Genomic DNA, 26,132 nt, shown 5'->3' on the forward strand with positions numbered 1-26,132 from the left:
CTTCAACCGAAGCGGCCGGTGATGTAGTCCTCGGTCTCCTTGCGCTGCGGCTTGAAGAACATCTGCTCGGTGGCGCCGAACTCGATCAGATCGCCGAGGTACATGTAGGCGGTGTAGTCGCTGCAGCGGGCGGCCTGCTGCATGTTATGCGTCACGATGACCACCGTGTACTCATTCTTGAGTTCGGCGATCAGTTCCTCGATCTTCGCGGTCGAGATCGGGTCGAGCGCCGAGCAGGGTTCGTCCAGCAGCAGCACTTCAGGCTTGATCGCGATGCCGCGCGCAATGCACAGGCGCTGCTGCTGGCCGCCGGACAGGCCCGAGCCGCTTTGCTGCAGCTTGTCGCGCACTTCGGTCCACAGAGCAGCCTTCTTCAGGGCCCACTCGACGCGGTCGTCCATTTCGCTGGCCGAGAGGTTCTCGAACAGCTTCACGCCGAAGGCGATGTTGTCGTAGATCGACATCGGGAACGGCGTGGGCTTCTGGAACACCATGCCGACCTTGGCGCGAATCAGCGCCACGTCTTGCTTCGACGTGAGCAGGTTTTCGCCGTCGAGGGCGATGGTGCCTTCGGCGCGCTGCTCTGGATAGAGCTCGAACATGCGGTTGAAGGTGCGCAGCAGGGTCGACTTGCCGCAGCCCGACGGGCCGATGAAAGCCGTGACCTTGTTCTCGGGAATCTCGAGGTTGATGCCCTTGAGCGCGTGGAACTTGCCGTAGTAGAAATTCAGGTCCTTGACCGAGATTTTCGAGCGCGACGGTTGTGCAACGGTATTTGGCATGTTGTCTTCTTCTGCTGGGTTCAGTGTTTGTTGCGCGTCAGGACCCGCGCCAGGATGTTGAGGGCGAGCACGGCAATGGTGATCAGGAACACGCCGGCCCATGCCAGCTGTTGCCAGTTCTCGTAAGGGCTCATCGCGAACTTGAAGATCGTGACCGGCAGGCTGGCCATTGGCTGGCTCACGTCGGCGGTCCAGAACTGGTTGTTCAGCGCAGTGAAGAGCAGCGGCGCGGTTTCGCCGGCAATGCGCGCCACGGCCAGCAGCACACCGGTGACCACGCCAGCGCGGGCAGCGCGCAGCGTGATGCTGAGGATGACCTTCCACTTCGGCGTGCCCAGCGCGTAGGCCGCTTCGCGCAGGCCCGGTGGCACCAGCTGCAGCATGTTCTCGGTGGTGCGGATCACCACCGGAATCACGATCAGCGCCAAGGCGATCGCACCGGCCAGACCCGAGAAGGTCTTGAAATAGGCCACCACCACGGCATACACGAACAGGCCGATCACGATCGACGGCGCCGACAGCAGGATGTCGTTGACGAAGCGCGTGACCGAGGCGAGCCAGCCCTTGGGGTTGTATTCGGCCAGATAGATGCCGGCCATGATGCCGATGGGCGTACCCACGAAGGTGGCCAACGCCACCATCACGAACGAGCCGAAGATCGCATTCGCGATACCGCCTGCCTCGTTTGGCGGCGGCGTCATTTCGGTGAAGGTGGCGAGGGCGAGGCCGCCCACGCCCTGACGCAGCGTTTCCCAAAGGATCCAGACCAGCCAGAACACGCCGAAGGCCATCGCGGCGAGCGACAGCGTGAGCGCGATCTTGTTGACGCGGTTGCGCGAGGCAAACTTGGCCTGGCGCGTTTCGGCCAATGCCTTGGCCGCGAGAAGATTCTGAGCGGTGCTCACGATTTGGTTCCTTCGCTCTTCTTCATCTTGGCCAGCAGCATCTTGGAGAGCGACAGCACGACGAAGGTGATGAAGAACAGCACGAGGCCGAGGTACATCAGCGCGGCCTGATGCAGGCCCGCGCCGGCTTCGGCGAATTCGTTGGCGAGTGCCGAGGTGATGCTGTTGGCAGCCTCGAACACGGAAAGGGAGTTGAGCTGGTTCATGTTGCCGATCACGAACGTGACCGCCATCGTTTCACCCAGCGCCCGGCCGAGGCCGAGCATGATGCCGCCGATCACGCCGGCCTTGGTGTAAGGCAGCACCACCTTGGAAACGACTTCCCAGGTGGTGGAGCCGAGGCCGTAGGCCGACTCTTTCAGCAGCGGCGGCGTCACTTCGAACACGTCGCGCATTACCGAAGCGATGAACGGAATGATCATGATCGCGAGGATGATGCCGGCGGACAGGATACCGATACCCACTGGTGGGCCGGACACCAGCGCACCGAGGTACGGCACGCCGCTGAGCAGCTTCTGCAGCGGCTGCTGCACCCAGGTGGAAAGAATCGGGCCGAACACCAGCAGGCCCCACATGCCGTAGACGATGGAAGGCACCGCCGCCAGCAGTTCAATGGCCGTGCCCAGCGGGCGCTTGAGCCAGTTGGGCGAGAGTTCCGTCAGGAAGAGCGCAATGCCGAAGCTCACCGGCACCGCGATCACCAGCGCGATGATCGAGGTGGCCAGCGTGCCGTAGATCATGACCAGGCCGCCGTACTCCTCCTTGACCGGATCCCACACGCTGCTCGTGAGAAAGCCGAGGCCGTACTTCGAAATGGCGGGCCAGGCGCCGACAACCAGCGACAACAGGATGCCGATGAGCATCGCGAGCGTCAGCAGCGCGGCGCCCTTGGCGGCCCAGCCGAACAGCCGGTCGGCCATCGGGCCGGAGCGCGGAGCTTTCACGGGCGGCGGGGGTGCAGTAGCACGACCGCGCTCGGCCGCGAGGTCGAGAGAGGTGGTGGCGGCGGGAAAGGTGGATGACACGGGTCGCTCCGGCAAAGACGAAAGCGGCGCGTCCTGGAGCGAAGAATTGCTCATGGGCGCGCCGTCCTGGACTGATGGGTGGATTTACTTGAACGCGACGGCCTTGCCCGACGCGTCCTTCACATCACCCCATGCCTTGGCGATGGTGGCCTTCACGGCGTCAGGCATCGGCACATAGTCGAGATCGTCGGCCGTCTTGTCGCCGCTCTTGTAGGCCCAGTCGAAGAACTTGAGCACGGTGGTCGCGTTGGCGGGCTTGTCCTGCACCTTGTGCATCAGGATGAAGGTGGCGCCAGTGATGGGCCATGCGTCCTTGCCGGCCTGGTTGGTCAGCACCTGGTAGAAGCTCTTGCTCCATTCAGCACCAGCAGCAGCGGCCTTGAATGCCGAGTCGTCGGGCGACACGAAGGTGCCGGCGGCGTTCTGCAGCTGGGCGTACGTCATCTTGTTCTGCTTGACGTAGGCGTATTCGACGTAGCCGATCGAGTTGGGCAGGCGGTTCACGAAAGCGGCGACGCCTTCGTTGCCCTTGCCACCCGCGCCGGTGGGCCAGTTCACGGCCGTGCCTTCACCGACCTTGGTCTTCCACTCGGCGTTGACCTTGCTCAGGTAGTTGGTGAACAGGAAGCTGGTGCCCGAGCCGTCGGCGCGGCGAACCGGGGCGATGGCGGCGTCAGGCAGGGCCAGCGAACCGTTCAGCGCCTTGATGGCGGGGTCGTTCCACTTGGTGATCTTGCCAAGGTAGATGTCGCCCAGAACCTGGCCGTTGAGCTTCAGCTCGCCGGGCTTGATGCCCTGGATGTTGACCACGGGGATCACGCCACCGATGACGGTGGGGAACTGCATCAGGCCCTTGGCCTGCAGTTCGTCGTCCTTCAGGGGGGCGTCCGATGCGCCGAAGTCGACGGTCTTGGCTTCGATCTGCTTGATGCCGGCGCCCGAGCCAACCGACTGGTAGTTGATCTTGACGCCGGTGGCCTTGTTGAAGTCGGAGGCCCACTTGGCGTACAGCGGCGCCGGGAAGCTGGCGCCAGCGCCGGTCACGTCTTGTGCGAAGGCGGGAATGGAGAACACCGCGGCCACCAGGCCGGCTGTTGCAAATTTGAACGTCGTTTTCATGAAGCTTCCTTTAGAAGTAAGAAGTAGTCCCTTTTTCGGGCTTGGACGGACTCTAAAAAGCTTGTGTGACATCGGTGTGACACCCCTCTGTCGAGGGAAAATGCCTTTATTCCCCCGGTGGTTCGTGTGACGCTGTCACATAACCGTCATGCGCCGCGCCTAGCCTTCCAAACCTCGCCATTGCGCGATCCGAGAGGTGGCGCGCCCTGTCACGGCGCTACGATCAAACACAAAGACACCCGCCTTCTTCTTCAGAACCACATGCAAAACGGCACCCGCCTCGCAGCAGTCGACCTGGGCTCGAACAGCTTCAGGCTTGAAATCGGACAGGTCGACCACGGCCAGATCCACCGCACTGAATATCTCAAGGAGACGGTTCGCCAGGGCAACGGCCTGGACAGCGCGCGCAACCTCACGGCCGAGGCCATGCAGCGCGGCTGGGACGCGCTCGCGCGCTTCGGTGAGCGCTTGGCCGGCTTCAAGCGTTCGCAGGTGCGGGCCGTGGCCACGCAAACGCTGCGTGAAGCGCGCAACCGTGAAGAATTCCTGCTGCGCGCACGCACCATTCTGGGCTTCGGCATCGACGTGATCCCGGGCCGGGAAGAGGCCCGCCTCATATATCAGGGCGTAGCGCACATGCTGCCGCACACCGACGCCTCCGACAGCGAGCGCCGGCTGGTAGTCGACATCGGCGGGCGCTCCACCGAAATGATCATCGGCCACGCCCTCGAGGCCGACCGCATGGAGTCGTACCGGGTCGGCAGCGTCGCCTGGTCGATGAAGCACTTCGGCGAAGGCCTGTTCACCGCCAGCGCCTTCCGCGCCGCTGAAGTGGCCGCCAAGGCCGTGCTCGACGACGCCCTCGCCACATACACCCGCGACCAGTGGGACGTGGCCTACGGAGCCTCCGGCACCATCGGCGCCGTCGGCGACGTGCTGGCTGCGGCGGGTGGCGAGTCCGGCCTCGTCACGCGTGAAGGCCTCGACTGGCTGCTCGACCGCCTGCTCAAGGCCGGTAGCGCCGACAAGCTGCGCATCGACGGCATGCGGGAAGACCGCAAGGCCGTCATCGGCGGCGGTGTGAGCGTGCTGCGCGCGGTGTTCGACCTGCTCGGCATCCAGGAAATGAAAGTCGCCCAGGGCGCTCTGCGCCACGGCGTACTCTATGAGTTGCTGGAACGCGACGAAAGCGTGGCCGACATGCGCACCGCCACGGTGGCGCGGCTGGCCAATCGCTTCACCGTCGACACGGCCCAGGCCAAGCGAGTGGGCGAAACGGCCGCTGCGCTGTTCGTGCAGCTCTCCCCCGCCGCGCGTGGCGGCAGTACGTCGAGCCGGGCCGGCCGGGCCTTGCGCAAGCTGGGTTGGGCAGCGCAGTTGCACGAAATCGGCACGTTGATATCGCACAGCGACTACCACAAGCACGGCGCCTACATCCTCGACAACACCGACGCGCCCGGCTTCGCGGTGAACGAAATGCATGCGCTCGGCCAGTTGGTGCTGGGCCAGCGTGGCAAGCTGCGCAAGCTCGAAGCAGCACTGGACGATGAAACCTTCGTGATGCAGTTGCTGTCTCTTCGGCTCGCGGTGATCCTGTGCCACGCGCGCCGCGACCCCGACCCGCAGGCACTGCACCTCGCAGCGTTGGGCGCACGGGCTTTCACCATTGCCTGCGCGCCAGACTGGGCCGAGGCATTCCCACAATCGGCACACCTGCTGCGTGAAGAAGTGCTGGCCTGGCAGAAGACCAGCAGCTGGCGCGTCGAGCTCAGCGGCTGCTGAGCAGCCTCGGTACTTAGTTAGAGCAGTTCCGGCGACTGCACCGTCACCACGACGGTCTGCACGTCGCCGTCGCGCTCGCGCGTGCGAATCCACCACAGCGCACCCTTGCGCACCGGGCAGCTGTCCTGCTTGAGGCCCAGGAGCAGGGAGATAGCCTGCCCCACCGATGGCTGATGGCCAATCATCAGCACCACCGACTTGCCGTTGGGCCAGCCAGCCGCGCCGAGCAGCGCCTCTGCCGTTGTGTCGGGCGCGAGCTCCGAGCGCAGCTTGTACTTGCGGCCCAGCGCCAGCGCAGTCTGTTCGCAACGCCGCGCGGGGCTGCAGATGATGCGCGTGCCGTCCGGCAGCTGACGGTCCAGCCAAGTGGCCATCCGCTTGGCCTGCTTTTCGCCGCGCGCGGTGAGGGAGCGCTGCATGTCGTCGCAACCCTCGGTCCAGTCCTCGGCTTCGGCATGACGCCAGAAGATCAAGTCCATGGTCATCGTCTTTCGATCGTCAGTTGCTGGATGCATCTCTGAGATGCCCTCTGGATGCGTAGCGGTTCATGAGCGCGGCTTGCGCACCGTGGGCCTCGACGACGGGCGATGCGCCCGCTTCGCCCGAATGCGTATCGTGATCGACGCGCGTGTAGATGCCGTCCGCGCCCAGATCCCAGGCGTCGCGTCCGTCGTGCAGGTAGGCCACCAGGCACTCGTCGATCAGCCGCTGGCGCAGTCCTGGATCGGTCACGGGCCACGCAAGCTCGATGCGCCGCATCATGTTGCGGTTCATCCAGTCGGCGCTCGACAGGTACAGCGATTCGTCCTCGCCATTGCGGAAATAGAAGACCCGCGAATGCTCGAGGAAGCGGCCGATCACTGAGCGCACGCGGATGTTGTCGGTGAGACCTGGCACCTGTGCGGGCAGCGTGCAGGCGCCGCGCACGATCAGATCGATCTTCACGCCCTTCTGTCCCGCGCGGACCAGCGAGGCGATGATTTCGTCGTCGGTCAGCGCATTCATCTTGGCGACGATGCGCGTCGAGTGGCCGGCCGCCGCGGCCAAACCCAGCGCATCGATCTGCGCCACGATGTTCTTGTGCAGGTCGAACGGCGCCAGCCACATGCGGTTGAGCTTGGGCAAGCGGCTCTGGCTCGCCAGATGCACGAACACGGCCTCCATATCGGCAGTCAGCATCGGATCGGCCGTGAGGTGGCTGATGTCGGTGTAGAGCCTGGCGGTGCGCGGGTTGTAGTTACCCGTGGACAGATGGCCGTAGCGGCGCAATTGCTTGCCCTCGCGCCGCGTCACCAGCAGCATCTTGGCGTGGGTCTTCAGGCCGACCACGCCGTACACCACCTGCGCGCCGATCGATTCAAGCATCTCGGCCCAGTTGATGTTGGCCTCTTCGTCGAAGCGCGCCTTCAGCTCCACCACCACTGTGACTTCCTTGCCACGGCGTACGGCTTCGCGCAGCAGGTCCATCATTTCCGAATCGGCACCGGTGCGGTAGATGGTCTGCTTGATCGCCAGCACCTGCGGGTCGAGCACCGCTTCGCGCAGGAAGGCCAGCACGCCCTCGAAGCTTTCGAAGGGCTGGTGAATCAGCACATCGCCGCGCTGCAGCTGCTCGAAGAACGACTGCCCGGGCGACAGCGCGACGGGGTAGGAAGCCGGATACGGCGGAAAGCGCAGTTGCGGCTCGTCGAGCAGGTCGGCCAGTTGCGTGAGCCGGGCCAGGTTGACCGGGCCATGCACGCGGTACAGCGCCTCGGGCGGCAGGTTGAACTGCGCCAGCAGGAAACTCGCAAGAGACTCGGCGCAGCTCGCGGACACTTCCAGCCGCACGGCCTGGCCATAGTGCCTGTGCTGCAGCCCCTGGCGCAACGCGGTGCGCAGGTTCTTGACGTCTTCCTCGTCCACCGCGAGGTCGGAATGCCGGGTGACGCGGAACTGCGAGAAATCGCCCACCTCGCGCCCCGGGAACATGCTCGCGAGATGCGCGCGCACCACGCTCGACAGCGCCACGAACAGCGTCTTGCCATCCGACACCTTGGCCGGCATCTTGATCAGGCGCGGCAGCACGCGCGGCAGCTTGACGATCTGGATCGGGTTTTCGCGGCCGAAGGCGTCCTTGCCCCCCAGCCTCACGATGAAGTTGAGCGACTTGTTGGCCACCTGCGGGAACGGATGCGCCGGGTCGAGCCCGACCGGAATCAGCAGCGGGCGCACTTCGCGCTCGAAATACTCGCTGACCCACTTGCGCTGCGCCGGATTGCGCTCGCCATGCGAAATGATGCGGATGCCGTGCGTCGCAAAAGTCGGCATCAGCTCGTCGTTGTACAGCGCGTACTGGCGCGCCACGAGCTTGTGGGCCGCCTCGGCCAGCCGTTCGAACGACTCGACCGTGTAAGTGCCCTTGTGGTCCCCAGCGCTGCCCGCGATCAGGTGCGGCGCGGCGCGGACCTCGAAGAATTCATCGAGGTTCGACGAAACGATGCACAGATAGCGCAACCGCTCGATCAGCGGCACCTCTTTGCGATGCGCCCAGTCGAGCACACGCTCGTTGAACGAAAGAATGCTGTGGTCGCGGTCCAGCAATGTGAACGTTGGTGCCGCAACGTCGAGCGACGGATCTGCGGAGGCGGGTGACATGGGCACTGATTCTGGAGCAAGCGGCACAGGAGAACACGTAGGCTGAAATATGACAGTGTCAGCCCCTCTTGTGACAGTTCCATGACTATCTCGTGACGCCTCTGAGCCAGTCGCATGCTGGCTGGCAGCGCCAAGCGTAGAAGCGGGCGGCCCGGCTTCGGGCCGGTCGGCCGCCGGCTTCATGCGCCCAGAAAGTGCTTGCGGTAGCGCGCCGGCAGATCGTCGATGCGCATCAGCATCGGCAGGTCGGCGGCGTTGAAATCCGGATCCCAGGCGGGCGCCCCAAGCACCTTTGCGCCCAGGCGCAGGTAGCCCTTGATGAGCGCCGGCGGCTCCACGTCGAGCGTGCTGTCGAGTCGCTCGACTGGCAAGGGCAGGCGGGGTTGCACCTGATACTGGATCGGTGCCATGTGCTTGGCCGACACCTGGCGCCAGATGCTGGCTGCGGCGTCGCCGTTCGTGACACCGTTGTGTGACATCGGAATACTTGCGCAACCGATCATCGTGTCCAGCTTGTTGCGGTGCATGAAGCCAGCCAGCGCACCCCAGAGTGCGAGGATCACGCCGCCCTGGCGGTGGTCGGGATGCACGCAGCTGCGGCCCAGCTCGACCATGCGCTCGCGCAGGTCGCGCAGGCGGGTGAGGTCGAATTCAGTATCGCTGTAGGTGCTGCCGACGCGGCGGGCCTGGGCAGGCGTGAGTACGCGATAGGTGCCGATGACCTGCTGGGTCAGTTCGTCGCGCACGAGCAGGTGCTCGCAGAAGTCGTCGAACAGGTCGATGTCGTGGCCGGCCAGCGGTGACGAAACCCGGGCGCCCATTTCGCCGACGAACACGTCGTAGCGAAGGCGTTGGGCGGCACGCACATCGTCAAGGTGGCGGGCCCAGCCCACGGTGATGCCTTGCTTGGACTCGACGGCCGGCGGCAGGATGACAGCGGGCGCCTGGGGCACCGATGTACGGGCAGCAGCAACAACGGTAGACACACCGGTTGCAGGAGCGGGCCACAAGGCCGCGCGCAGCCCGATCTGCGAAAGCGGAAACGTCGGGTTGGGCAGTTCTTTCATGGGGAACCCTTTCTGCCGAGGGAGTCTCCGCACCTGCGATGAAGCGGGCATGTCAGGAACATTGCAGGCACGTGACGTTGTTACAGCCCAAAGCCGCCCGTGAAACGCCTGCAAACCGCTTGGCGCCGCTTCGTCGTCTAATGCGGTGGATTCGCGAAATGGAGCTTCCACCCATGGCCACCACCAACGCAACCGGCACCGACAGCAGCCGCCTTCACCAGACTTTTCCAGTCCTCAGTGACACCGAGATTGCGCGCATTGCACGCTTTGGCAGCGTTCAGCAGTTCGCACGGGGCACCAGGCTATTTACAGCAGGCGAAACCGGCCCTGGCATGTTCGTGCTGCTGAAAGGCGTTGTCGCTGTCACGCAACGCGACGGCCTCGGCCATGTGGTGCCGATCGTGCGGCAGGGTCCAGGCGAATTCCTGGCCGAAGTCGGCCAGCTGAGCGGCCGCCCTGCCCTGGTCGACGGCCACGCCGACGAAGACGTCGAAGCGCTGCTCGTATCACCCGCGCAACTGCGCGCGCTACTGGTGGCCGAAGCCGACTTGGGCGAGCGCATCACCCGCGCGCTGATCTTGCGGCGCGTGGCGCTGATCGAGTCCGGCGCCAGCGGCCCGGTGCTGATCGGCCAGCCGCAGTCGCCCGACATGGCGCGGCTGGAAAACTTCCTTCGCCGCAACGGCTATCCATATCACTTGGTCGACGCCGCCGAAGACCCCGATGCGGCTGCGTTGCTCGCGCAGTACGGCGCCAGCAAACTGCTGGCCGTGTGCCCCGACGGCTCGGTGCTGGTCAACCCGGCCGACGAGGCGCTGGCGCGCTGCCTCGGCATGGTCGACACCGCCGAGCGCAACGAGCTGTTCGACGTGGCCGTTGTCGGCGCCGGGCCGGCCGGCTTGGCAACTGCGGTCTACGCTGCCTCGGAAGGCCTGCGCGTGATCGTGCTCGACTGCCGCGCCTTCGGCGGCCAAGCCGGCGCCAGCGCGCGCATTGAAAACTATCTGGGCTTTCCGACCGGCATTTCGGGGCAGGCGCTCGCGGGGCGCGCATTCGTGCAGGCGCAGAAGTTCGGTGTCGAGATGCTGATTCCGGCCAAGGTCGTGTCACTCGACTGCTCGCGCGAAAACCCGCTCGAAAGCCTGGCCATTGCGCTGGCCGACGGCCGCACGATCCACGCGCGCACGGTGGTCATCGCCAGCGGCGCACGCTACCGCCGCCCCGATGTTCCACGCCTCGCCGAATTCGAAGGCCGCGGTGTCTGGTACTGGGCGTCGGCCATCGAGGCGAAGATCTGCTCGCAGCAAGAAGTGGCGCTGGTCGGCGGCGGCAACTCGGCCGGCCAGGCCGCTGTGTTCCTGTCGCGCCACGCGGCCAAGGTCAACGTGCTGGTGCGCGGGCCGTCGCTGGCGGCCAGCATGTCGCGCTACCTGATCGACCGCATCGAGGCCACACCGAACATCTCGCTGCAGCCGCACACCGAGCTCGTGCGCCTGCATGGCGGCTCGGACGAAGGCCTCACCGGCGCGACATGGCGCTGTCACACCTCAGGCAACGAACACGACTGCGCGGCGCGCAACATCTTCCTGTTCGTGGGTGCGGAGCCTGAGACTTCATGGCTCGACGGCTGCGGCGTGGCGGTCGACAAGCACGGCTTCGTGCTGACCGGCGCCGCAGCCAGCAGCGGCTTTCCGGCGCGGCCGTCCACGGCGCTCGAATCGAGCGTATCGGGCGTGTTCGCCGTGGGCGATGTGCGCTCGGGCTCGGTCAAGCGTGTGGGCGGGGCCATTGGTGAAGGAGCGGCCGCGGTCGCGCTGATTCATCAGCACCTGTCGCAGGCCTCGGCGGTAGCCTGAGGCGCGCTCAATCAATCCATCGTCAAGACAAAGGAGCCCCACGTTGCCCATCAAACCCTGCGACCACGTGCCCGCCGAGATCGCGCAGCCCCATGACCAGCACGGCCAACGCGGCTGCGAAGACTGCCTGAAGACCGGCGACACCTGGGTCCACCTTCGCCTGTGCGTGCACTGCGGCCATGTGGGCTGCTGCGATTCGTCGAAGAACCGTCATGCAACAAGGCATTCGCACGCCGAAGGCCACCCCGTCATCCAGTCGCTCGAGCCTGGCGAAGACTGGATGTGGTGCAACGTGCACGAGAAGCAGGTCGGCTGAGGTCCCGCCGAGCAGATTGCTGCGAATTCCCGCGCCTGCACGCGTTTGAACTCGCACGTATAAGCTGCCGGGCTCGCATCACATCCACAGGAGTGCCAGACAACATGCCTGCATCGCCCATCGAGGTCTATTCGTGGCCCACGCCGAACGGCCACAAGGTTCACATCATGCTGGAGGAGTGCGGCCTGCCCTACCACGCGCACCCCGTGAACATCGGTAAGGGCGACCAGTTCGCGCCCGACTTCCTGCAGATCAGCCCCAACAACAAGATCCCCGCCATCATCGACCCCGACGGTCCGGACGGCAAGCCGATCTCGCTCTTCGAGTCAGGCGCCATCCTCGTCTACCTCGCGGGCAAGACCGGCAAGTTTCTGCCCACCGGCGACCGTGAGCGCTACGACGTGCTGCAGTGGCTCATGTTCCAGATGGGTGGCGTCGGCCCGATGCTCGGTCAGGCGCATCACTTCCGCCTGTACGCGCCCGAGAAGGTCGCCTATGCGATCGACCGGTACAGCAACGAGGCCAAGCGCCTCTACGGCGTGATCGACAAGCAGTTGTCGAAGAACAAGTTCATTGCCGGCAAGAGCTATTCGATTGCCGATATCGCCATCTTCCCGTGGCTGCGCAGCTGGGAAAACCAGGGCATCACCCTCACCGACTTTCCGCGCCTGAAGGACTGGTTCGACGGCATCGCTGCACGTCCGGCCGTGCAGCGCGGCGTGAAGGTGCTGGCCGATCTGCGCCAGCCGATCACCGGCGATAAAGAACGCGAGATTCTTTTCGGCAAAACGCAGTACGAGAAACGCTGACTGAGAAACTTCGGAAACCGGCCAATATCCGGGCTAGAATAGAAGGCTTGTCGGGGTGTAGCGCAGCCTGGTAGCGCATCTGGTTTGGGACCAGAGGGTCGAAGGTTCGAATCCTTTCGCCCCGACCATAAAAATGAAATGCACACAGTCACCAGCGGGCTGTGTGCATTTTTCGTTTTGGATCGTGGAGTGCAGCGAGCCGAGGTGTGGAACTCGGTAGAATCCGCCGCTGCTGCTTAAGAGAAAAAGCTCCTAAGTCATTGATTTTCTTGGCTTCTCTCCAGCCTGAAATCTGCCCGTAGCTCAGTTGGATAGAGCACCTGCCTTCTAAGCAGGTTGTCGGGGGTTCGATCCCCTCCGGGCAGGCCAATCCAGTCCTCCACGAAGCCCCACAAGGCTCCACGAGCACCCACTATCCCTCTGCAGAAGCCCTTCCTTTTGCTCCACGAGCAACCACGATGAACCGGTGAGATTCATCAATCTTGGGGGAACAAACGGGGGAACGGGTACAGTTTCGACCCCTGTCGTCGAATTTGTTCCCCCATGCTTACCGACACCGCCTGCAAGAAGACCATTTGCCCCGCCGATAAGCTGCGGTTGCGCCTCGCCGACTCCGGAGGCCTCTACCTGCAAATCGAGCCGGGCGGCTCGAGGCGTTGGTTCTGGAAGTACCGCTTCGACGGCAAGGAAAAGCGTCTCGCGCTGGGCAGCTACCCCGCAGTGACGCTCAAAGCTGCACGCACCGGCCGTGACGACGCACGCAAGATCCAGCAGCAAGGCATCGATCCCGCACAGCGCCGACAGCTCGAAAAGCTTGAACGCAAGGTCGATACCGACGCCAGCTTTGAAGCTGTGGCGCGCGAATATCACAAGACCAAGAGTTCGTCATGGAGCCCGCGCTACGCCGAGCGCTGGATCTCGATCATGGAGAAGGATGCCTTCCCCTGGCTCGGCAGTCTGCCCCTGTCCATCATCACGGCCCCCATGCTGCTGCAGGTCCTGCGCCGCGTGGAGGCCCGCGGCGCGCACGAGACCGCGCACACGCTGCGCCAGTGGTCGGGCCAGGTCTTTCGCCATGGCATTGCCACCGGCCGGTGCACCAGCAACCCAGCACCCGACCTGCAGGGCGCGCTGGTGCCGGTGCAGGTCAAGCACATGGCCGCGGTACTGGAGCCGGTGAAAGCCGGCGAACTGATGCGCGCGATCTCTGCCTACGCCGGCCAGCCCGCCACGCGCGCAGCGCTGCACCTCTCCGCCCTACTCTTCCAGCGGCCCGGCAACATCCGGCAGATGCGTTGGGCGAACGTCGACCTCGATAAAGCGTTGTGGACAATCCCTGCAGCGGACATGAAGCGCACGAAGACCGCCAAGATCAACGGCCGGCCGCACCTGGTGCCTCTGCCCATGCAGGCCGTCGCGATCCTGGAAGACCTCAAGCCGCTCACGGGCCACGGTCAGTACGTGTTCCCGAGCCTGCTGACCGGCGAGCGCCCGATGAGTGACAACACCGTGAACACCGCGCTGCGCCGCATGGGCTTCGACAACACCGAGATGACAGCTCACGGCTTCCGCGCGATGGCGCGCACGATCATGGTCGAGCAGATGGACGTTGAGGCAGAGGTGATCGAGGCGCAGCTCGCGCACGGCAAGAGCGGGCCGTTGGGTGCCGCCTACGATCGCGCAGAGTTTGTCGTGAAACGTCGGAAGATGATGCAACTCTGGGCCGATCACCTCGATGAACTGCGCCAGGGTGCGAAGATCATCGCCTTCAAGGCGGCTTAGCGGCTACCCCGACTGCGGCAACGCGGTCGGCTTCTGGGGCAGACGACGGAGAGGTAGTTGCTGGGGGCGCTGCAGGCGGCAGCCGCGTGCCCCCGTTTGCCCCGTCCTTGCTGCCGAAGTAATAGCCCAGGATCAACGTGATGATGGGCGGGATGACAGTCTTACATCCGTCGAAGATCTCTTTGCCGGCTTTATCGGCGCCACTCTGGCCCCAGTAGTACATGGCCATTGAGAGCGCGAATAGCATGCCGAGCCCAGTCAAGGTCACGGCTGCGAAGTGCAACTGCCGTGTCGAATGATCCGGTGGACCGCCCCTCTCCAGGTAGAAGGAATATCCAATCGCCGCGAATATTAGGACTACGACGATCAGAAGCCCAAAGGCAAAGGTCAGCACATTCGAACTATTCGCCATGATGCGCAACTCCTCCAAGAGGCAGCCAATATGCCTGAGATCGCACTGGAGTGGAATCCTCAGATCTACTGCATCCGTTCTTGCATCAAGGCGTCTGCATGCCGCTCGCAGATGGTGCCGGCGGCGCCACGTTCGTCAGCGATTGCCGCCAGTTCTCTCGCTCACGCGTCACCTGATCTTTCTGCCAGTTGCGCCACCGACGGCCACTGAGGAACATGACAGCTATCTCAACAGAGGGGCACCGGCATGTCCTATCTAGAGCTAGGCGGCTCATTCGAACTCGAGGGCTACTTCGTCGTCATCACTACCGGTCAGCGTGGTGGTGCATGGTGGTCCTGGGTGGAGTTCGAGCAGGATATGGAATACGGGGAGCGGTCCGTTCATGTCCCTGTCTTCAGGCACAGAGTGCCAGGCACCTGCAGCACGAAGCTGGCGTCAATCGAAGCGGGCTCTGAGTACGCGTATCAGACGCTTGCCGAAGGGACAGTTGTAATCCATTGAAGGAGTAGTAGCGGCGCCCCCCGCGAGTTCGCCTGCCGGCGCGGCTGTCAGAGATTGTTTTTCTTCAGCAGCTCACGGAAAACTTCGTTCCCGGCGTCGTCGAGATACTCCGAGGGGTTCTTGCGACAGTAGTCGTCGACGATCAGGAAAATCGAGGCGTTGCTGGTTCCCTTCAGGCCATCTTTGTGAAGCGCGGAGGCCAGGCCCGAGAGGTATGCCAGCATCCAGAGCTGATTTGGCCCGGCTGCTGGATTTGAGCTCTGCCTGCTGCTGGCCCAATTGCCGCAAGAGGTTGCACCGCGGATCTCGATGGCCATAGTCGATGAGCAGCAAAGAATCAAAAGTGCAGCAGTAAGTTTTCTCATCCTTCTCTCTCCAGTCAGGCAGGGTCCAAATTGTCGCCGCCGGCACGAGTGGGAACCAAGGCCAATGGTGAAGCATGGTCCCAAACGAAAAAATCCCCCGGCCCGAAGGCTGGGGGATAGTTCGGTGGCAGTGATGAACGGCCCTACGGCGGCGCGAACAGCGCGCGATCGTTGCTCACGGTGTCGAGCAAAAGCTGCACTTCGTTGTCTCGCCCTTCAACAAGGAGTCGACCTCCTTCAAGAAGCTCTCGACTTCGTGCAGCCATGGCTGCGAGGACTGCGGATCGATCTGCAACACGCTGGCAGGCAGCGGGGTCGGTTGCGGCTTGGTCCCGATCACGGGCGGCGAAGTCGTCGTATTGCTTGCGCACCCGGTCACGATCAGCAGCAATAGCGCGGCCGCGGTCAGCGAGCACCTTGAGACGTGTTTCGAATGCATTGACGTTCTCCTGTTGGGTTTTGGCATGGTTCGCGACGAGCGCGAGAACGCGCTGCAGGTCGGCCAACGCGGCCATAGCGCGCGCGGTGTTGTCCTTGGCTCGATCAGCCTTTTCCGAAGCCAGGTCAGCACGCGCACCGGCAGCGCGTGTGCGCTCGATACCGGCCGTGGCCAGCGCAGCCACAAGGCCCAGTCCGAGAACCCAGAGCAACGGCGTTTTGAGGTCGGGCAGCATTACGGCAGCTCCAGGAAGGCGCGGACGGCCTGGTGGTGGTCTTCCCACTCGGCGCGAAGTTGAGCGCGCTTGGCCGGCGTTCCGCGCGCGTAGGCGCCAGGTCGCCAGGCGCGCAGGTACAGCTGCCATGCGGCCTCGGTGTCGGTCACGGGCGGCAGCGAACCAGGCTCAGTCCACAGCAGCAGACGCGCCAGGATCGCCGCTAGCACATCATCGTTCTCGATGGCCGTCCAGATCGCCCAGGCGGTGAAGGCCACGCCGTGGGCCGTGCACGCCGCGCGCGCGAGGTCCTTGCTGGCCGGGTGGGTCATGGTGCCCGTCACCATGCCGCCGCCCTGCTCGCCCTGCCAGAACGACCGCGCCGGCCCCTTCTTCTTCGGATCATTCAGCACTTGCCACCGGTACTCGAACTTGGACTCCTGCAGGCCGATAGTCAGCAGCTCGGCGCGCGCCTCGATGGTGTTCATCTTGGCGGGGAGCCACGCTAGCGCAGGGTCAATCGCCGTGCGGGTGATTTCGTCGAGGGTCATGGGGTGATCTCCGGGAAGTCGGAAAGCGGCGCTGGCGCGGTGGCCGAGGCCGGCGGCTTGTCCTTGCGCCAGGCGTGGCCGCTGAAGATGAGGCCCAGGAGCAGCGCTGCCGCGATGGCGAGCGAGCCCCATTGCGGCCACTCGTTCCACCAGGGTTGCGCGGCCGAGGCGATGGCCCCGCCGATGTAGCCGGCGTACTCGCTCTGAACGCGCAGCAAGACGGAGCCCTGCATCGTGTTGAGACGGCACACCGAGATGACCACGATGGCGACGCACAGCCCCACGTTGACCAAGGCCATCAGGTAGAGGTCGGTCATGGCGTGTCCTTTCCACTGCCGGGCGTGGCACCACGGGCTAGATCCATCAGGCCGTACAGCATCTGCACAGCTTTCGCGAGAAGCCGTGGCCAGCCGTCCCCGATGAAACCGATCAGCAGTGCAATCGGCGCCAACAGAACTCGGGGCGCAAGATCCGGCCGAAAGACATTGACGGCAGCCGCAGCGCCGACGGTCAAGATGACAGCCAAGCCCACGACGCGGGTGAAGAACCACAAGGCCCGACCTCGGGTAGATTTTTCACGTCGCGCAAGCGCGAACGAAGCACCGATGGCCGATGCCACCACGATGACCAAATAAGGCCCAATCACCTCGGCAGCCTCCCGCGAGAAAACGGCTGCAGCGATCAGGACACCTAGGGCGACGATGTCGGCAAGAGGTTGCTGATTCATCGGCGCCTCACTCGGGCAATTGCAGAACGGGCAGCAGCGCGATCAGCTCGTCCTTGGTCGGCTCGTCGAGGGTGCCGGCCTCCACCTGCGCCAGCACCAGGTAGCACTTCGCATAGACCGCGTCCATCCACGTCCCGAAGGCGACGCCCTCGGCGTGGAAGGCGCTGTTGGGTAGCGCCGCGCGCAGCGAGGCCGACAGGATGCTGTCGTAGCCCTTGGCGTTCGCTGCGGCGTTCAGGTGCCGGTCGACCTCCGCCAGCAGCAAGGACTTGCGCCGCTCGAACGGCGGCGCTGCCGGCGTGCCAGGAATGCCGCCGGCGGCCTTCCATTCCTTGAACCGCTGGTAGTCGGGGTTGTCATCGACCAGGGGGATTTCGGCGTTGTCGGCCTCGCGCAGGATGTAGGTGGTGTGTTGGGTGTACATGGTCAGAGCTCGCAGGAAGCCATCCAGGAACCGATCCAGGCGACAGTGCCGGTCGTGGTGGGGGTGCAGTACCAGGTGACGCCGTCAGGCGTCGGCGTGCGCGCGTCGAACACGGTGCAATTCGTGTTCGCGGCGATGGTGTAGGTCATGGTGGGCGTCGTCCACTTCGTGGCCTTGAAGGGGATGCGCACGGCAGTGCCGTTGCTCGCGGTGTTGTAGGCCTGCAGTTCGCCGCTGCCGGTCTCGAGGTACTTCTGGCACTCGAACAGCTCAATGGCAGGAGTCCGCCGATCAAACGTCGTCACTGCCGTGCCCTGCTCGACCTGCACGCGCGTGAAGGTGCCGGGGCCCATCTCGATCGGGAGGTTCGAACCGGCCCCCACGCCCGACACGGTGACGCCGGACGCCGCGTAGGCGGCACCGTTCAGCTTCGCCTGCGAGGTGCCAGACCACGAGGCCACATACACGCCGCCTTCGACCTTCGGGCCGTGGATCACATGCACCAGCGAGCCCGACGTGATCGTGATGACAACGTCGATGCCGACCGTGGCGAACGTGTACGTACAGCCGGCCGCGCCGGCCTTCCACTGGTCGTGGCCGTACACCCCGGCCGCCAGCACCACGGTGCCCGCCTTGGACCGGGTGTTGATGGTCAGCGTGCGGTTGTTGACCAAGTTGCGATTGCTGAACGGCCCGGCAGTCCCGAATCCCAGCGCCGCGCGCGCCGCTGCGACTGTGCCATTCGCGCCCAGCAAGCCGCTGGTGCCGAACAGGCATTCCCAGAGCTTCGCGAAGCCGCTGCGCGCAGTCGCGTTACTGGGGGTCGAGCCGCTGCCTACGATCTCGTCTTTGTTGGGTGGTGCTGGCATGGTTGGCCTTTCAGAAATGAAAAAGGCCGCCCGAAGGCGGCCAGAAGGTCGAAGTGAAGAGGACTAGTAGCCCTTGAGGGTCACGTCGACGGTTGCGCCGCCGACCAGGACATGAGACGAGTTGTAGGCACCGATGTAGACGGTGCGGTCATCCGTCCGTTCGAACTCGGCGGTGACGGCGCTGCTGCCGCCTGATTGCAACGTGATTTGCACGTTCGTGATCTTGGTGAACATCTTCGTGTACTCCACCAGCGTGCCGCCGGCATCGATCGGGAGATCCGAGATCACCTCCTCGATGTCGGGCGCGTCGATGGTCAGCACCAGCTGCTTCAGGATGCCGCGCGTCGCGCCGGCGCCGATCTTCACGCGGAACTGGTAGACATCGTTCGCGGCCACAAGCTGGCCAGGCCATGGGCTCCAGCTGCCGGCGGCGCCGTAGAAGGCATCCGCGTCGTCGCCGTAGAAGGAGTCGCTGTCCGGGCCGTAGAAGACACCGGGCCCGGCCAGGCGGTAGTCGATGCGCAGGTCAACACCTTCGACCTCGGCGGCAATGGTCATCTTCGAGCCGGCGAGCGCCGAACTGATCGGCACGTCGTTGGTGACGTAGACCATCTCGCTGTAGGCCTCGGCCTTGTAGAACGGATCGGTGTCGCCGCCGTAGAACGTCTGGTCGTCCGAACCATAGAAGGAGTCGAGCGGGTTGGCGGTGGGGTCACCCGACACCAAGGTCCAACCGCTTTGCTCGCCCAACGCGGCCGGCCAGCCCAGGGCCTTGAAGTCGAACAACTCGACGACGTTGGCGATCGGCGGGTCGCCCAGGTCCGTCACGACCACACCGGGCGCGAAAGACTGGTTGCCGCTGGTGTCCTGCGCTTTCACCATGATGGTGGCCACGCCGCCCGGCCGCATCTCTGGCTCCCATGGGCTTTCGGTGACCAGCCCCGAGTGCAACGGCGCGGCGCTGTTCCAGTCGAGGTTCTGCCCGTAGTGGAAGCGGAACACGAAGCCGGCCAGGTCGGGCACGCGCCGCGACAGGCTCCACGAGAGCACATTGCCCGAGATCGTCAGATTCTCGATGTCTGGCGGAGGCTCGGTCTTGCCGATAACTTGGTGCATCTGCTGCACGCCCCAGTCGCTCGATGCCAGGCCGTTCTTCACGCGCACTTTCACCAGGATCAATGCGCTGTCATCCACACCCGTGAACTTGGCTTGCGTGGCATCACCAGGCGACTCGATGCTGACCCACGGGCCGTCCGGCAATACCCGGTATCGCAATTCAACCGTGCCTCCATTCAAAACGGAGTTGTCCAAGATCGGCGACCAGGTGACACGCACACCGTTGACGATGGTCCCGTCCGTCTGAACGATCAACTCATCCTCGCCGCTACTGATCGAGAGGATCTGCGGCGGGTAGATCTCCCACGGCTTGGGCAACCCGGTATTGGGCGCATAGCCGCCAGGCAAAAAACCGCCGCCAATTGCAAAGATCGCCGAAGTCGTCTCCTTCAGAGTCAAGACAACTCGACCGTCCGGATTGAATGTCCTGCCCATCACACGGAACTCTTTCGCGTTCCAGCCGTAGCGCGCGATCGTGAGCGTCACCCCATCGAACAACTCGAGCGGGTATGCCTTCATCTTGAACGAGAGCGTGACCGTCAGCGGATCTCGGCTGTCGCGGAGCATCACTTCTGCGATGTGGAAGGCCTGCGGCGCGTAGAACACGGCCGGCATGGTCACTTCCTGCGAGAGTTCAGCGCCGTCCGCCGCGACCAACGCGTCTGCGCGGTAAGGCGTGATCGGGGTCTCGACATAGTTCGCGGCCTGGTCCCAGATGCGAATCGCCACCGTGTTGAACTTCTCGTTGCGCGGGCGATGCGGACTGATCGTTGTCGAGTTCTGCGACACCGATCCGTCATTGCTGCGCTGCACCGTCGCCAGGTCGTGTTCGTAGAGGTGAAACACCGGAAGCTGATAGACGCCTGCCCGGACGAAGTACTCGCCCGCCGCATAGGCCCACTCACCACCCATGGATTGAGCCAGATCGTCAAGAGCATCGCGTGCTGTCGATCCGAACGGCAAGACGATGGCGGCGCGGTACAGGTTTACCAGGTCAGTCCCGGTGTAACTCACGGCCTGCGCGCATGCGTTGGTCGCGGCGATGATCCGCGCGTCCTCGGCCGTGGTCAGCGACGTGCGCTTTCCGAACTGTGGATGAAGCATGACGTGCCGCATCAGCAGCGGAGGCATCTCTGTCCACTGCGTCACACCAGTGCGCGGGTCGTACACCTTGGCGCCTCGTAGCCTCGCCGTCACGGTCGGAATGCCAGACGGCAATGCGCCGTCGTTGTAGGCGAAGTGGCATACCAGGTAGGCAACGCCTGCAGCCCGATGAGCCTCAGTCCAGATGCCACCAAGCATCGCGACGAGCTCACCGTCAGCAGGTTGGTCTGGCGAACCAAGGTGCTTGATGATTCGAACGAATGACTGGAATCCGGAATACTGGTAATTGACCGTGTACACCCAGCCAGCCAGCGGATTGACGATCGTCACGTTCCGACCGTCAACGGTAACCCCCACTTCGTGAAAGCCAAGCGCGAAAGGCGGAGCCTCGACCGCAGAAACAGAGCCTGGGATCGGGTCATGATCCAGCGTGAAGGTCGTAGACGTTGATGTCTTAGACCCATCGAGTGTCGCGCTGCGCCCGTATGGCGCCGTGATGACCTGCCCCAGATCGTTGATCTCGACGGGTTGATCGTTCAGGTAGATCTGCTCGTAGGCGTCAATCTCGTGCGAGGCCATGGCCACGCACATGATGAACAGCTCTTTGTACTGACCAACGCTAGTCTTGAAGAAGACGTGGCCGCCCTTGCGTACCGTGCCGAGCACCAGTTCGCGCTGCGCGACCGTGCTGGGCACGTTGGCCAAGCGGTCGACCTGCGCTGCATCGAACTGGGCGCGAGCCACGCGCTCCGCCTTGCGCTTTTGATAGCTGCTCAGAGCTAGCGTACCGACCAGCGTGATGGCGTAGGCGGCGATGGCGGCAGCGGTTGCGGTCCACCCCACAACGTTGACCAGTACGTATGCAATTGCTTGTGGCATTAGATCTTCCAGGCCGCGCGCGCGGTGTCCATGCCAAGGGCGACCATCCCGAACTCGCCCGGCGCCATGACGTTGACGCCGTTGCAGATCCCGAGCATCTCCTGGCCTTCATTCATCACCAGCACCACGTCTCCAATGCCTGCCAACAGCGGGGACACCGGCTCTCCGAGGTACGCAGCGGCGAGCGTCTTCAGATCGCCGGCTTCAGCGATGCGACGAAGCGCCCCCACCTCGGTGCTGTATCGCTCGACACCGGCCATCGGGTTGACGCCGCTGATCGCCTCCACCGCGGCGGCAGCGAACGTGCAGCAGTCATTCGAGCCCCACGCAAAGGGCATGCTTGCGCGCACCTTGCCGAAGTCGGAAAAGCGCTGTTGCCAGTCTTTGATTCTCATCAGCGGCTATCGATGTAGTACTGCTTGGTGGGCCATACGATCGGCACGTTGGCCTGCGAGACCACGAATTCGAAAGCCCGATCACCGGGATAGAGATATTGCTGGTCCGCGTTGCTGGTCGTGAGTGCGTTGCCGCGAAGCAGGTCAACCGCCGAACTCTCGGCAGTGACTGTGATCGTGCAGGTGTCGCCGTCTTCCTCGATGGATAGGGTGTCCACACGCCCGCCCCAGTCGATCGGCGCATCCAACACAGTGCCCCCATCCATGATCGCCAGCCTGATGGTCAGCGGAGCCCCCTGCACGATGCTCGAATCAGCGAGCGCCAATGCAATGGCCTCCGTCGAAACACCGGACATGGTCAACTGAAGGCCGCGCACCTCGCCCGGGCCGTCATCGATCGGGCTGACACTGCCAAGCCCTGCCGCCCCGAGATATGTCACTCCGCCGAAGTCGATCGAGCTATTCGACGAATTGAGCGCAATCGGCACCCCCGCAAACTGGAAATAGATCAACTGAACAATCGTCAACTCAGGGGCGGCCAGCGCAGCCACCGCAGGTGCCGGAAGCGATCTCATCCAATGGCCTCGACGAAGTCCAGGGAAACGCCTTCCGCATATCCGAAGAAGTATTGAAAGGCAGGCTTCGCGACCTTGCGAAAGGGCACTGTTGGCCGGTCCCAGATCACCGACTCACCGCCCACCAGTGCGACACGCAGACGGTTGACCAAGGGGACGACAAGGCCTACTCCATCGGCCACGCAATCCTCGCGAACCATCAGCAGCATGCCGCCCACTCCGATCATGTCGCCGGCGAGCAGTGTTGACCCGGCAGGTGTGCCAATCAAGATTGAGCCCGCTCCAATGGAGGCGGCGCCGGCAACCGGGCTGCCGCGCATCGTGCCCAGCGGCTGCTTGCGCACCCAGTGATACAACGCCACGGTGTTGGTCTGGCCGCGCAGGGCGTTGAGAAATGCCTCGTTCCTGGCTGCGTTCTCTTGTGTGCCACGTGGCAGCGTGAGCGAAATCGTCCAGCGATCGTTCAACAGATCGACCACCTGTTCGCTGCCGCCGAACGGTGACGCAAACGCGCGTTGTATCGTCTCCAGCCTCATTGAGAATGACTCAGGCCGAAAGCTGCTCGGAAGCGCAAGAAGCGTCATGCGTCGCCCCCGTAGCTGCGGCTGCGCCCATATCGTGCCGCCGTCTGCCGTTGCACGGTCTGCATGGCTTCAACGACCATGCTTTTCGTCGCCACATCGCCGACCGTCAGGTTGTAGACAGTGGTTCCGCCGCCAGCACTACCGTTGAGCGCGTGGTTCGGGATGATGGTGCCAGGCACACTCGGCACGAACATCTCGGGGCCGTTCTCGCCGACCAAGCTAGCCTTGCCAACCGGTGGAACACCGCCCTCCGCGAACTTCAAGCCGCTGAACCATCCACCGACACTGCTGAAGAGCTTGCTCCAGTCCATGCCGCCCCCCGTGATCGCGAGTCCAGAGCTTCCGGAAAGACCGATCTGATTGAGGTAGCCGGCGTCCCCGCTGAGTGCCGATCCACCTCCCGGCCCGTTCAGAGCACCGAGCAGCCCTTTCGCAAGGGGCCCGGTGATGGTCTGCTGAACCGCGATACGGGCGAGGTCCGCAATGACGGAGTTCGCCAGGCTGCTGACACTCAGCTTGCCGGTGGTCACGAACTGCGCCAATGCATCCTCGGCCCCCTTGAATCCATCCGTGAATGCGCGCTCGGTCGTGGCGGCCACGTTGCGAATTGCGTCTGTGTAGTTGGCAAGCGCTGTCGTGGCGCCGTTCTGCCAATCCGTCTCTTTGGACTTCAGCGCATCGAAGTAGTTGGACTGCGCAGCCAGTGCGTCGTCGAGCGCCTTCTTGATGCGAACGACTTCCTCCTGATATGCCGGCGAACCCAGTTGACCGGTCTTGCCGGCCTCCTTGTTCGCGCTGGTCAGATAGCGCTGAAACTCTGCCCGAATCGAGCGCTGCGCCTCAACTTCCTGCCGGGCCCGATCACCAAGGCCGAATGCGGCAAGACTGCGGTCACTCTGCTCATTCCGAGAATCCTGTCCACCCGTGATCGACACATTGATCGCGTCCATTTGCTGGCGGAACTGCTTCGCGTCCTCGGCCGATTTCTTGGTGATCTCGGCAATCTTCTTTTCGAACTCGAGCTGGTTGGACAGTGCGACGTTCTTCTTGAGTTGCTCTTCGATCGCATCCTTGTTCGCGAGCAGGCTCTGCTGCTCCGCCGTGAGGATCTTCTTGCCCTTGAGATCAGCGATCAGTTGCTGGAACTCGACCTGCTTCTTCTGCGTGTCGGTGATCTTGAGCTCGCCGTCGAGCTGATCCTTCAGCGCCGCTTCCGTCTGCCGCAGGGTCTCCAGCATCTTGGTGGCCGCATCGTCCTGGAAGGCCTTCTCCTTCGGCCCCTTGCTGCCGGCGAACTCCTTCCGAATCGCCGCTTCGCCCGCCTTGATCGCATCGGGCGTCAGCAGTTCGCTGCTCGGGTTGACCTTTCGGATGGCCTCCAGCCCGTCACGGTACTTCTTCAGTTCGCGCGTGACCGCATCGACGCCCTTGGCCTTGTCCTGCCACTTGTTGACATCGTCGGTCGCGTCGGCACCTGCTTGTTCCGCCTTGGCGCGCTCGGAGGCCATCTTCGCGAACCCGTTCTCGAAGCCGATAGCGGCCTGCATCACAGCCTGCTGCGTATTGAGGCGCTTCAGCAGCGGTTCGTAGAACGACGCAGTGACGCTGTTGCCGCTGGACGCTTTCTGCGCCTCAGTGATCTTGCGCTGCACTTCCGCGAGCTGCACCTGCATCGTGGCGCTGCGCCCGACGCCGAGGATCGCGTCCCAGCCCTGGCTGGCGGCGAGCGTCACGGCTTTCCACGCGCGCTCGATGCTGCCGAGGTTCTCGGTCACCTGACCGGTACGTTGCTTCATCGCAGACGCATAGCTCGACTGAGCCAGAGCCGCCGCCTCTTCCTTGCGCCCCTGATCCTCCAGCGTCTTGATTCGCTCATAGGTCGATTGGGTCAGGTAGTGCATCGACTCGTTCAGCTTGGCCGACGCCTTGGTGGGCTCATCGCCGAGCTTGATGTACTGATCGACCGCGTCCTTGACCGAAGTCCCCAGAACGCGGTTCACCCCCACTACGGCCTCGGCTGCCTGCTTCAGGGCATCGCCCGTCACGCGACCAGTACTTGCCAGTGCTGCAAGCGCCTCGGCCGCCTTGCCCTGCGTGCTGGTGGTGCCGGCCACCTCCTTGGCCATCTCCTGCAACTGCCCTGCAGTCTGCCCCGCGTAGTTGCCCGTGAGGATCAGCGCCCTGTTGTACGCAATTGCCTCCTGGCTGCCCTGGTAGTAGGCCAGCGCCAATGCACCGGCGGCGGCTGCAGCCACAGTGAACGGATTGATGAGCCCAAGCACATAGCCACCAAGAGCCTTGGCTGCGGGCCCGATGCCGCCGAACATGTCCTTCAACTGGCCACCCTGCTGTAGGAACACCGTCAGCGGCGCTTGACCGCCCTGCAGGCTGGTGACGATGTCGGTGAACTGCGCCGGCACGCCACGAAGCGCGGCGGCGGTTTGTGCGGCCGACACGCCTACCCTGCCGAGTGCCGGCGCCGTCGCGTTCAACGCCTCCTGTGCGGCCTTCTGCTTGGCCAGCGCCTGATCGAGTTGCGCCAGATATGGCTTCAGCACCTCGGTGCTGACACCCCGCTGGTTGGCCAGCGCAGCGTAGAACTCCGAGCCCGACTTCTTGCCAGCCTCAGCCGCGGCGGTCGCTCGCTGGATGGAGTTGATCAGGTTCCTGGTGTTGGTGTCGACCTTGGCCGCAGCCTGCTGGCTTCCTTCGCCGATGGCAGCAACGCCCTCGGCTGCCTTCTTGCCTTCCTTGGCAGCGGTCACACCCAGATCGGCGAGCGAGCGCTTGGCCTGGCCAACGCCGGCCTCAACGCCTGACGCGTCGGCCGTGAACACCATCTGTGCGGTTAGATCGGCCATCGGTATCCCAGAAAAAGAGAAGCCACCCGAAGGTGG

25 protein-coding genes and 2 tRNA genes are annotated in these 26,132 nt (G+C 63.9%); 7 read left to right on the plus strand and 20 right to left on the minus strand.

The genetic code is table 11. From position 1 onward, the window contains the following. Positions 1-2 precede the first annotated feature (2 nt). From pstB to pstS, 4 genes are read right to left on the minus strand one after another with little or no spacing between them, the layout of a single operon-like run. Positions 3-782, minus strand: a complete 780-nt coding sequence (gene pstB / locus NWF24_RS17480) for a phosphate ABC transporter ATP-binding protein PstB (protein ID WP_021007056.1) — start codon at positions 780-782, stop codon at positions 3-5. 20 nt (positions 783-802) lie between these two features. Continuing rightward, positions 803-1,687 (minus strand): phosphate ABC transporter permease PstA, encoded by an 885-nt coding sequence (pstA, locus tag NWF24_RS17485; RefSeq protein ID WP_258349622.1) that lies wholly within the window; start codon positions 1,685-1,687, stop codon positions 803-805. Beyond that, positions 1,684-2,766 carry a phosphate ABC transporter permease subunit PstC gene (gene pstC / locus NWF24_RS17490; protein ID WP_093054317.1) on the minus strand — a complete coding sequence of 361 codons (1,083 nt, stop codon included), beginning with the start codon at positions 2,764-2,766 and terminating at the stop codon, positions 1,684-1,686. The genes pstA and pstC overlap by 4 nt, the downstream gene beginning before the upstream one ends. Positions 2,767-2,796: 30 nt before the next feature. Further along, entirely contained in the window at positions 2,797-3,831 is a 1,035-nt protein-coding gene (gene pstS / locus NWF24_RS17495; protein ID WP_093054315.1) for a phosphate ABC transporter substrate-binding protein PstS, read from the minus strand. Between the two features lie 261 nt (positions 3,832-4,092). Between pstS and NWF24_RS17500 the strand changes: the two genes are divergently transcribed. Further along, a complete protein-coding gene (locus tag NWF24_RS17500; protein WP_258349623.1) occupies positions 4,093-5,613 on the plus strand; it encodes a Ppx/GppA phosphatase family protein in 1,521 nt (506 codons plus the stop codon). Between the two features lie 17 nt (positions 5,614-5,630). Here NWF24_RS17500 and NWF24_RS17505 read toward each other — a convergent pair whose 3' ends face one another. Genes NWF24_RS17505 through NWF24_RS17515 form a run of 3 tightly spaced genes read right to left on the minus strand, consistent with a single transcriptional unit; the run spans position 5,631 to position 9,317 of the window. After that, the gene (locus NWF24_RS17505) at positions 5,631-6,092 is read right to left on the minus strand and encodes a SixA phosphatase family protein (protein ID WP_176928784.1); all 462 of its coding nucleotides are present in this window, start codon (positions 6,090-6,092) and stop codon (positions 5,631-5,633) included. 19 nt (positions 6,093-6,111) lie between these two features. Then, entirely contained in the window at positions 6,112-8,433 is a 2,322-nt protein-coding gene (gene ppk1 / locus NWF24_RS17510; protein ID WP_375338384.1) for a polyphosphate kinase 1, read from the minus strand. Continuing rightward, positions 8,430-9,317 (minus strand): GNAT family N-acetyltransferase, encoded by an 888-nt coding sequence (locus NWF24_RS17515; RefSeq protein WP_093075064.1) that lies wholly within the window; start codon positions 9,315-9,317, stop codon positions 8,430-8,432. The genes ppk1 and NWF24_RS17515 overlap by 4 nt, the downstream gene beginning before the upstream one ends. Before the next feature lie 173 nt (positions 9,318-9,490). On the opposite strand from NWF24_RS17515, the gene NWF24_RS17520 reads away from it, so the two are divergent. The 6 genes from NWF24_RS17520 to NWF24_RS17545 all read left to right on the plus strand — a co-directional run bounded on the left by NWF24_RS17520 (position 9,491) and on the right by NWF24_RS17545 (position 14,080). Continuing rightward, a complete protein-coding gene (locus NWF24_RS17520) occupies positions 9,491-11,173 on the plus strand; it encodes an FAD-dependent oxidoreductase (RefSeq protein ID WP_258349625.1) in 1,683 nt (560 codons plus the stop codon). Between the two features lie 43 nt (positions 11,174-11,216). Next, on the plus strand, positions 11,217-11,489 hold the full coding sequence (locus tag NWF24_RS17525) for a UBP-type zinc finger domain-containing protein (protein WP_375338385.1): 273 nt from the start codon (positions 11,217-11,219) through the stop codon (positions 11,487-11,489). A gap of 104 nt (positions 11,490-11,593) precedes the next feature. Further along, on the plus strand, positions 11,594-12,298 hold the full coding sequence (locus NWF24_RS17530) for a glutathione binding-like protein (protein WP_258349626.1): 705 nt from the start codon (positions 11,594-11,596) through the stop codon (positions 12,296-12,298). 51 nt (positions 12,299-12,349) lie between these two features. Then, positions 12,350-12,426: transfer RNA gene (locus NWF24_RS17535), tRNA-Pro, on the plus strand. Positions 12,427-12,590: 164 nt separating this feature from the next. After that, positions 12,591-12,667: transfer RNA gene (locus NWF24_RS17540), tRNA-Arg, on the plus strand. A gap of 174 nt (positions 12,668-12,841) precedes the next feature. Then, on the plus strand, positions 12,842-14,080 hold the full coding sequence (locus NWF24_RS17545; protein ID WP_258349627.1) for a tyrosine-type recombinase/integrase: 1,239 nt from the start codon (positions 12,842-12,844) through the stop codon (positions 14,078-14,080). On the opposite strand, the gene NWF24_RS17550 is transcribed toward NWF24_RS17545, so the two are convergent. The 13 genes from NWF24_RS17550 to NWF24_RS17610 form a co-directional block, all read right to left on the minus strand. Further along, positions 14,067-14,492 carry a hypothetical protein gene (locus tag NWF24_RS17550; protein WP_258349628.1) on the minus strand — a complete coding sequence of 142 codons (426 nt, stop codon included), beginning with the start codon at positions 14,490-14,492 and terminating at the stop codon, positions 14,067-14,069. The two genes, NWF24_RS17545 and NWF24_RS17550, sit on opposite strands and share 14 nt — an antisense overlap. A gap of 548 nt (positions 14,493-15,040) precedes the next feature. Further along, positions 15,041-15,358 carry a hypothetical protein gene (locus NWF24_RS17555; protein ID WP_258349629.1) on the minus strand — a complete coding sequence of 106 codons (318 nt, stop codon included), beginning with the start codon at positions 15,356-15,358 and terminating at the stop codon, positions 15,041-15,043. Positions 15,359-15,501: 143 nt separating this feature from the next. After that, entirely contained in the window at positions 15,502-16,032 is a 531-nt protein-coding gene (locus tag NWF24_RS17560; protein ID WP_258349630.1) for a hypothetical protein, read from the minus strand. After that, complete coding sequence (locus tag NWF24_RS17565; RefSeq protein WP_258349631.1) at positions 16,032-16,562, minus strand: hypothetical protein; 531 nt, start codon at positions 16,560-16,562, stop codon at positions 16,032-16,034. The genes NWF24_RS17560 and NWF24_RS17565 overlap by 1 nt, the downstream gene beginning before the upstream one ends. After that, a complete protein-coding gene (locus tag NWF24_RS17570; protein ID WP_258349632.1) occupies positions 16,559-16,879 on the minus strand; it encodes a hypothetical protein in 321 nt (106 codons plus the stop codon). Before NWF24_RS17570 ends, NWF24_RS17565 begins: the two co-directional genes overlap by 4 nt. Then, positions 16,876-17,289 (minus strand): hypothetical protein, encoded by a 414-nt coding sequence (locus tag NWF24_RS17575; protein ID WP_258349633.1) that lies wholly within the window; start codon positions 17,287-17,289, stop codon positions 16,876-16,878. The genes NWF24_RS17570 and NWF24_RS17575 overlap by 4 nt, the downstream gene beginning before the upstream one ends. A 7-nt stretch (positions 17,290-17,296) precedes the next feature. Then, positions 17,297-17,713, minus strand: a complete 417-nt coding sequence (locus tag NWF24_RS17580; protein ID WP_258349634.1) for a hypothetical protein — start codon at positions 17,711-17,713, stop codon at positions 17,297-17,299. Positions 17,714-17,715: 2 nt separating this feature from the next. Further along, entirely contained in the window at positions 17,716-18,582 is an 867-nt protein-coding gene (locus NWF24_RS17585; protein WP_258349635.1) for a hypothetical protein, read from the minus strand. 63 nt (positions 18,583-18,645) lie between these two features. Next, the gene (locus NWF24_RS17590) at positions 18,646-21,681 is read right to left on the minus strand and encodes a phage tail protein (RefSeq protein WP_258349636.1); all 3,036 of its coding nucleotides are present in this window, start codon (positions 21,679-21,681) and stop codon (positions 18,646-18,648) included. Next, complete coding sequence (locus NWF24_RS17595; RefSeq protein WP_258349637.1) at positions 21,681-22,076, minus strand: DUF6950 family protein; 396 nt, start codon at positions 22,074-22,076, stop codon at positions 21,681-21,683. Before NWF24_RS17595 ends, NWF24_RS17590 begins: the two co-directional genes overlap by 1 nt. Beyond that, entirely contained in the window at positions 22,076-22,627 is a 552-nt protein-coding gene (locus NWF24_RS17600) for a hypothetical protein (RefSeq protein WP_258349638.1), read from the minus strand. The genes NWF24_RS17595 and NWF24_RS17600 overlap by 1 nt, the downstream gene beginning before the upstream one ends. Positions 22,628-22,647: 20 nt before the next feature. Continuing rightward, the gene (locus tag NWF24_RS17605; RefSeq protein WP_258349639.1) at positions 22,648-23,187 is read right to left on the minus strand and encodes a hypothetical protein; all 540 of its coding nucleotides are present in this window, start codon (positions 23,185-23,187) and stop codon (positions 22,648-22,650) included. 44 nt (positions 23,188-23,231) lie between these two features. Then, a complete protein-coding gene (locus NWF24_RS17610) occupies positions 23,232-26,096 on the minus strand; it encodes a phage tail tape measure protein (RefSeq protein ID WP_258349640.1) in 2,865 nt (954 codons plus the stop codon). Positions 26,097-26,132: the final 36 nt, after the last annotated feature.

Origin of the sequence: Variovorax paradoxus (genome assembly GCF_024734665.1) — a bacterium.
Classification (GTDB): Bacteria; Pseudomonadota; Gammaproteobacteria; order Burkholderiales; family Burkholderiaceae_C; genus Variovorax.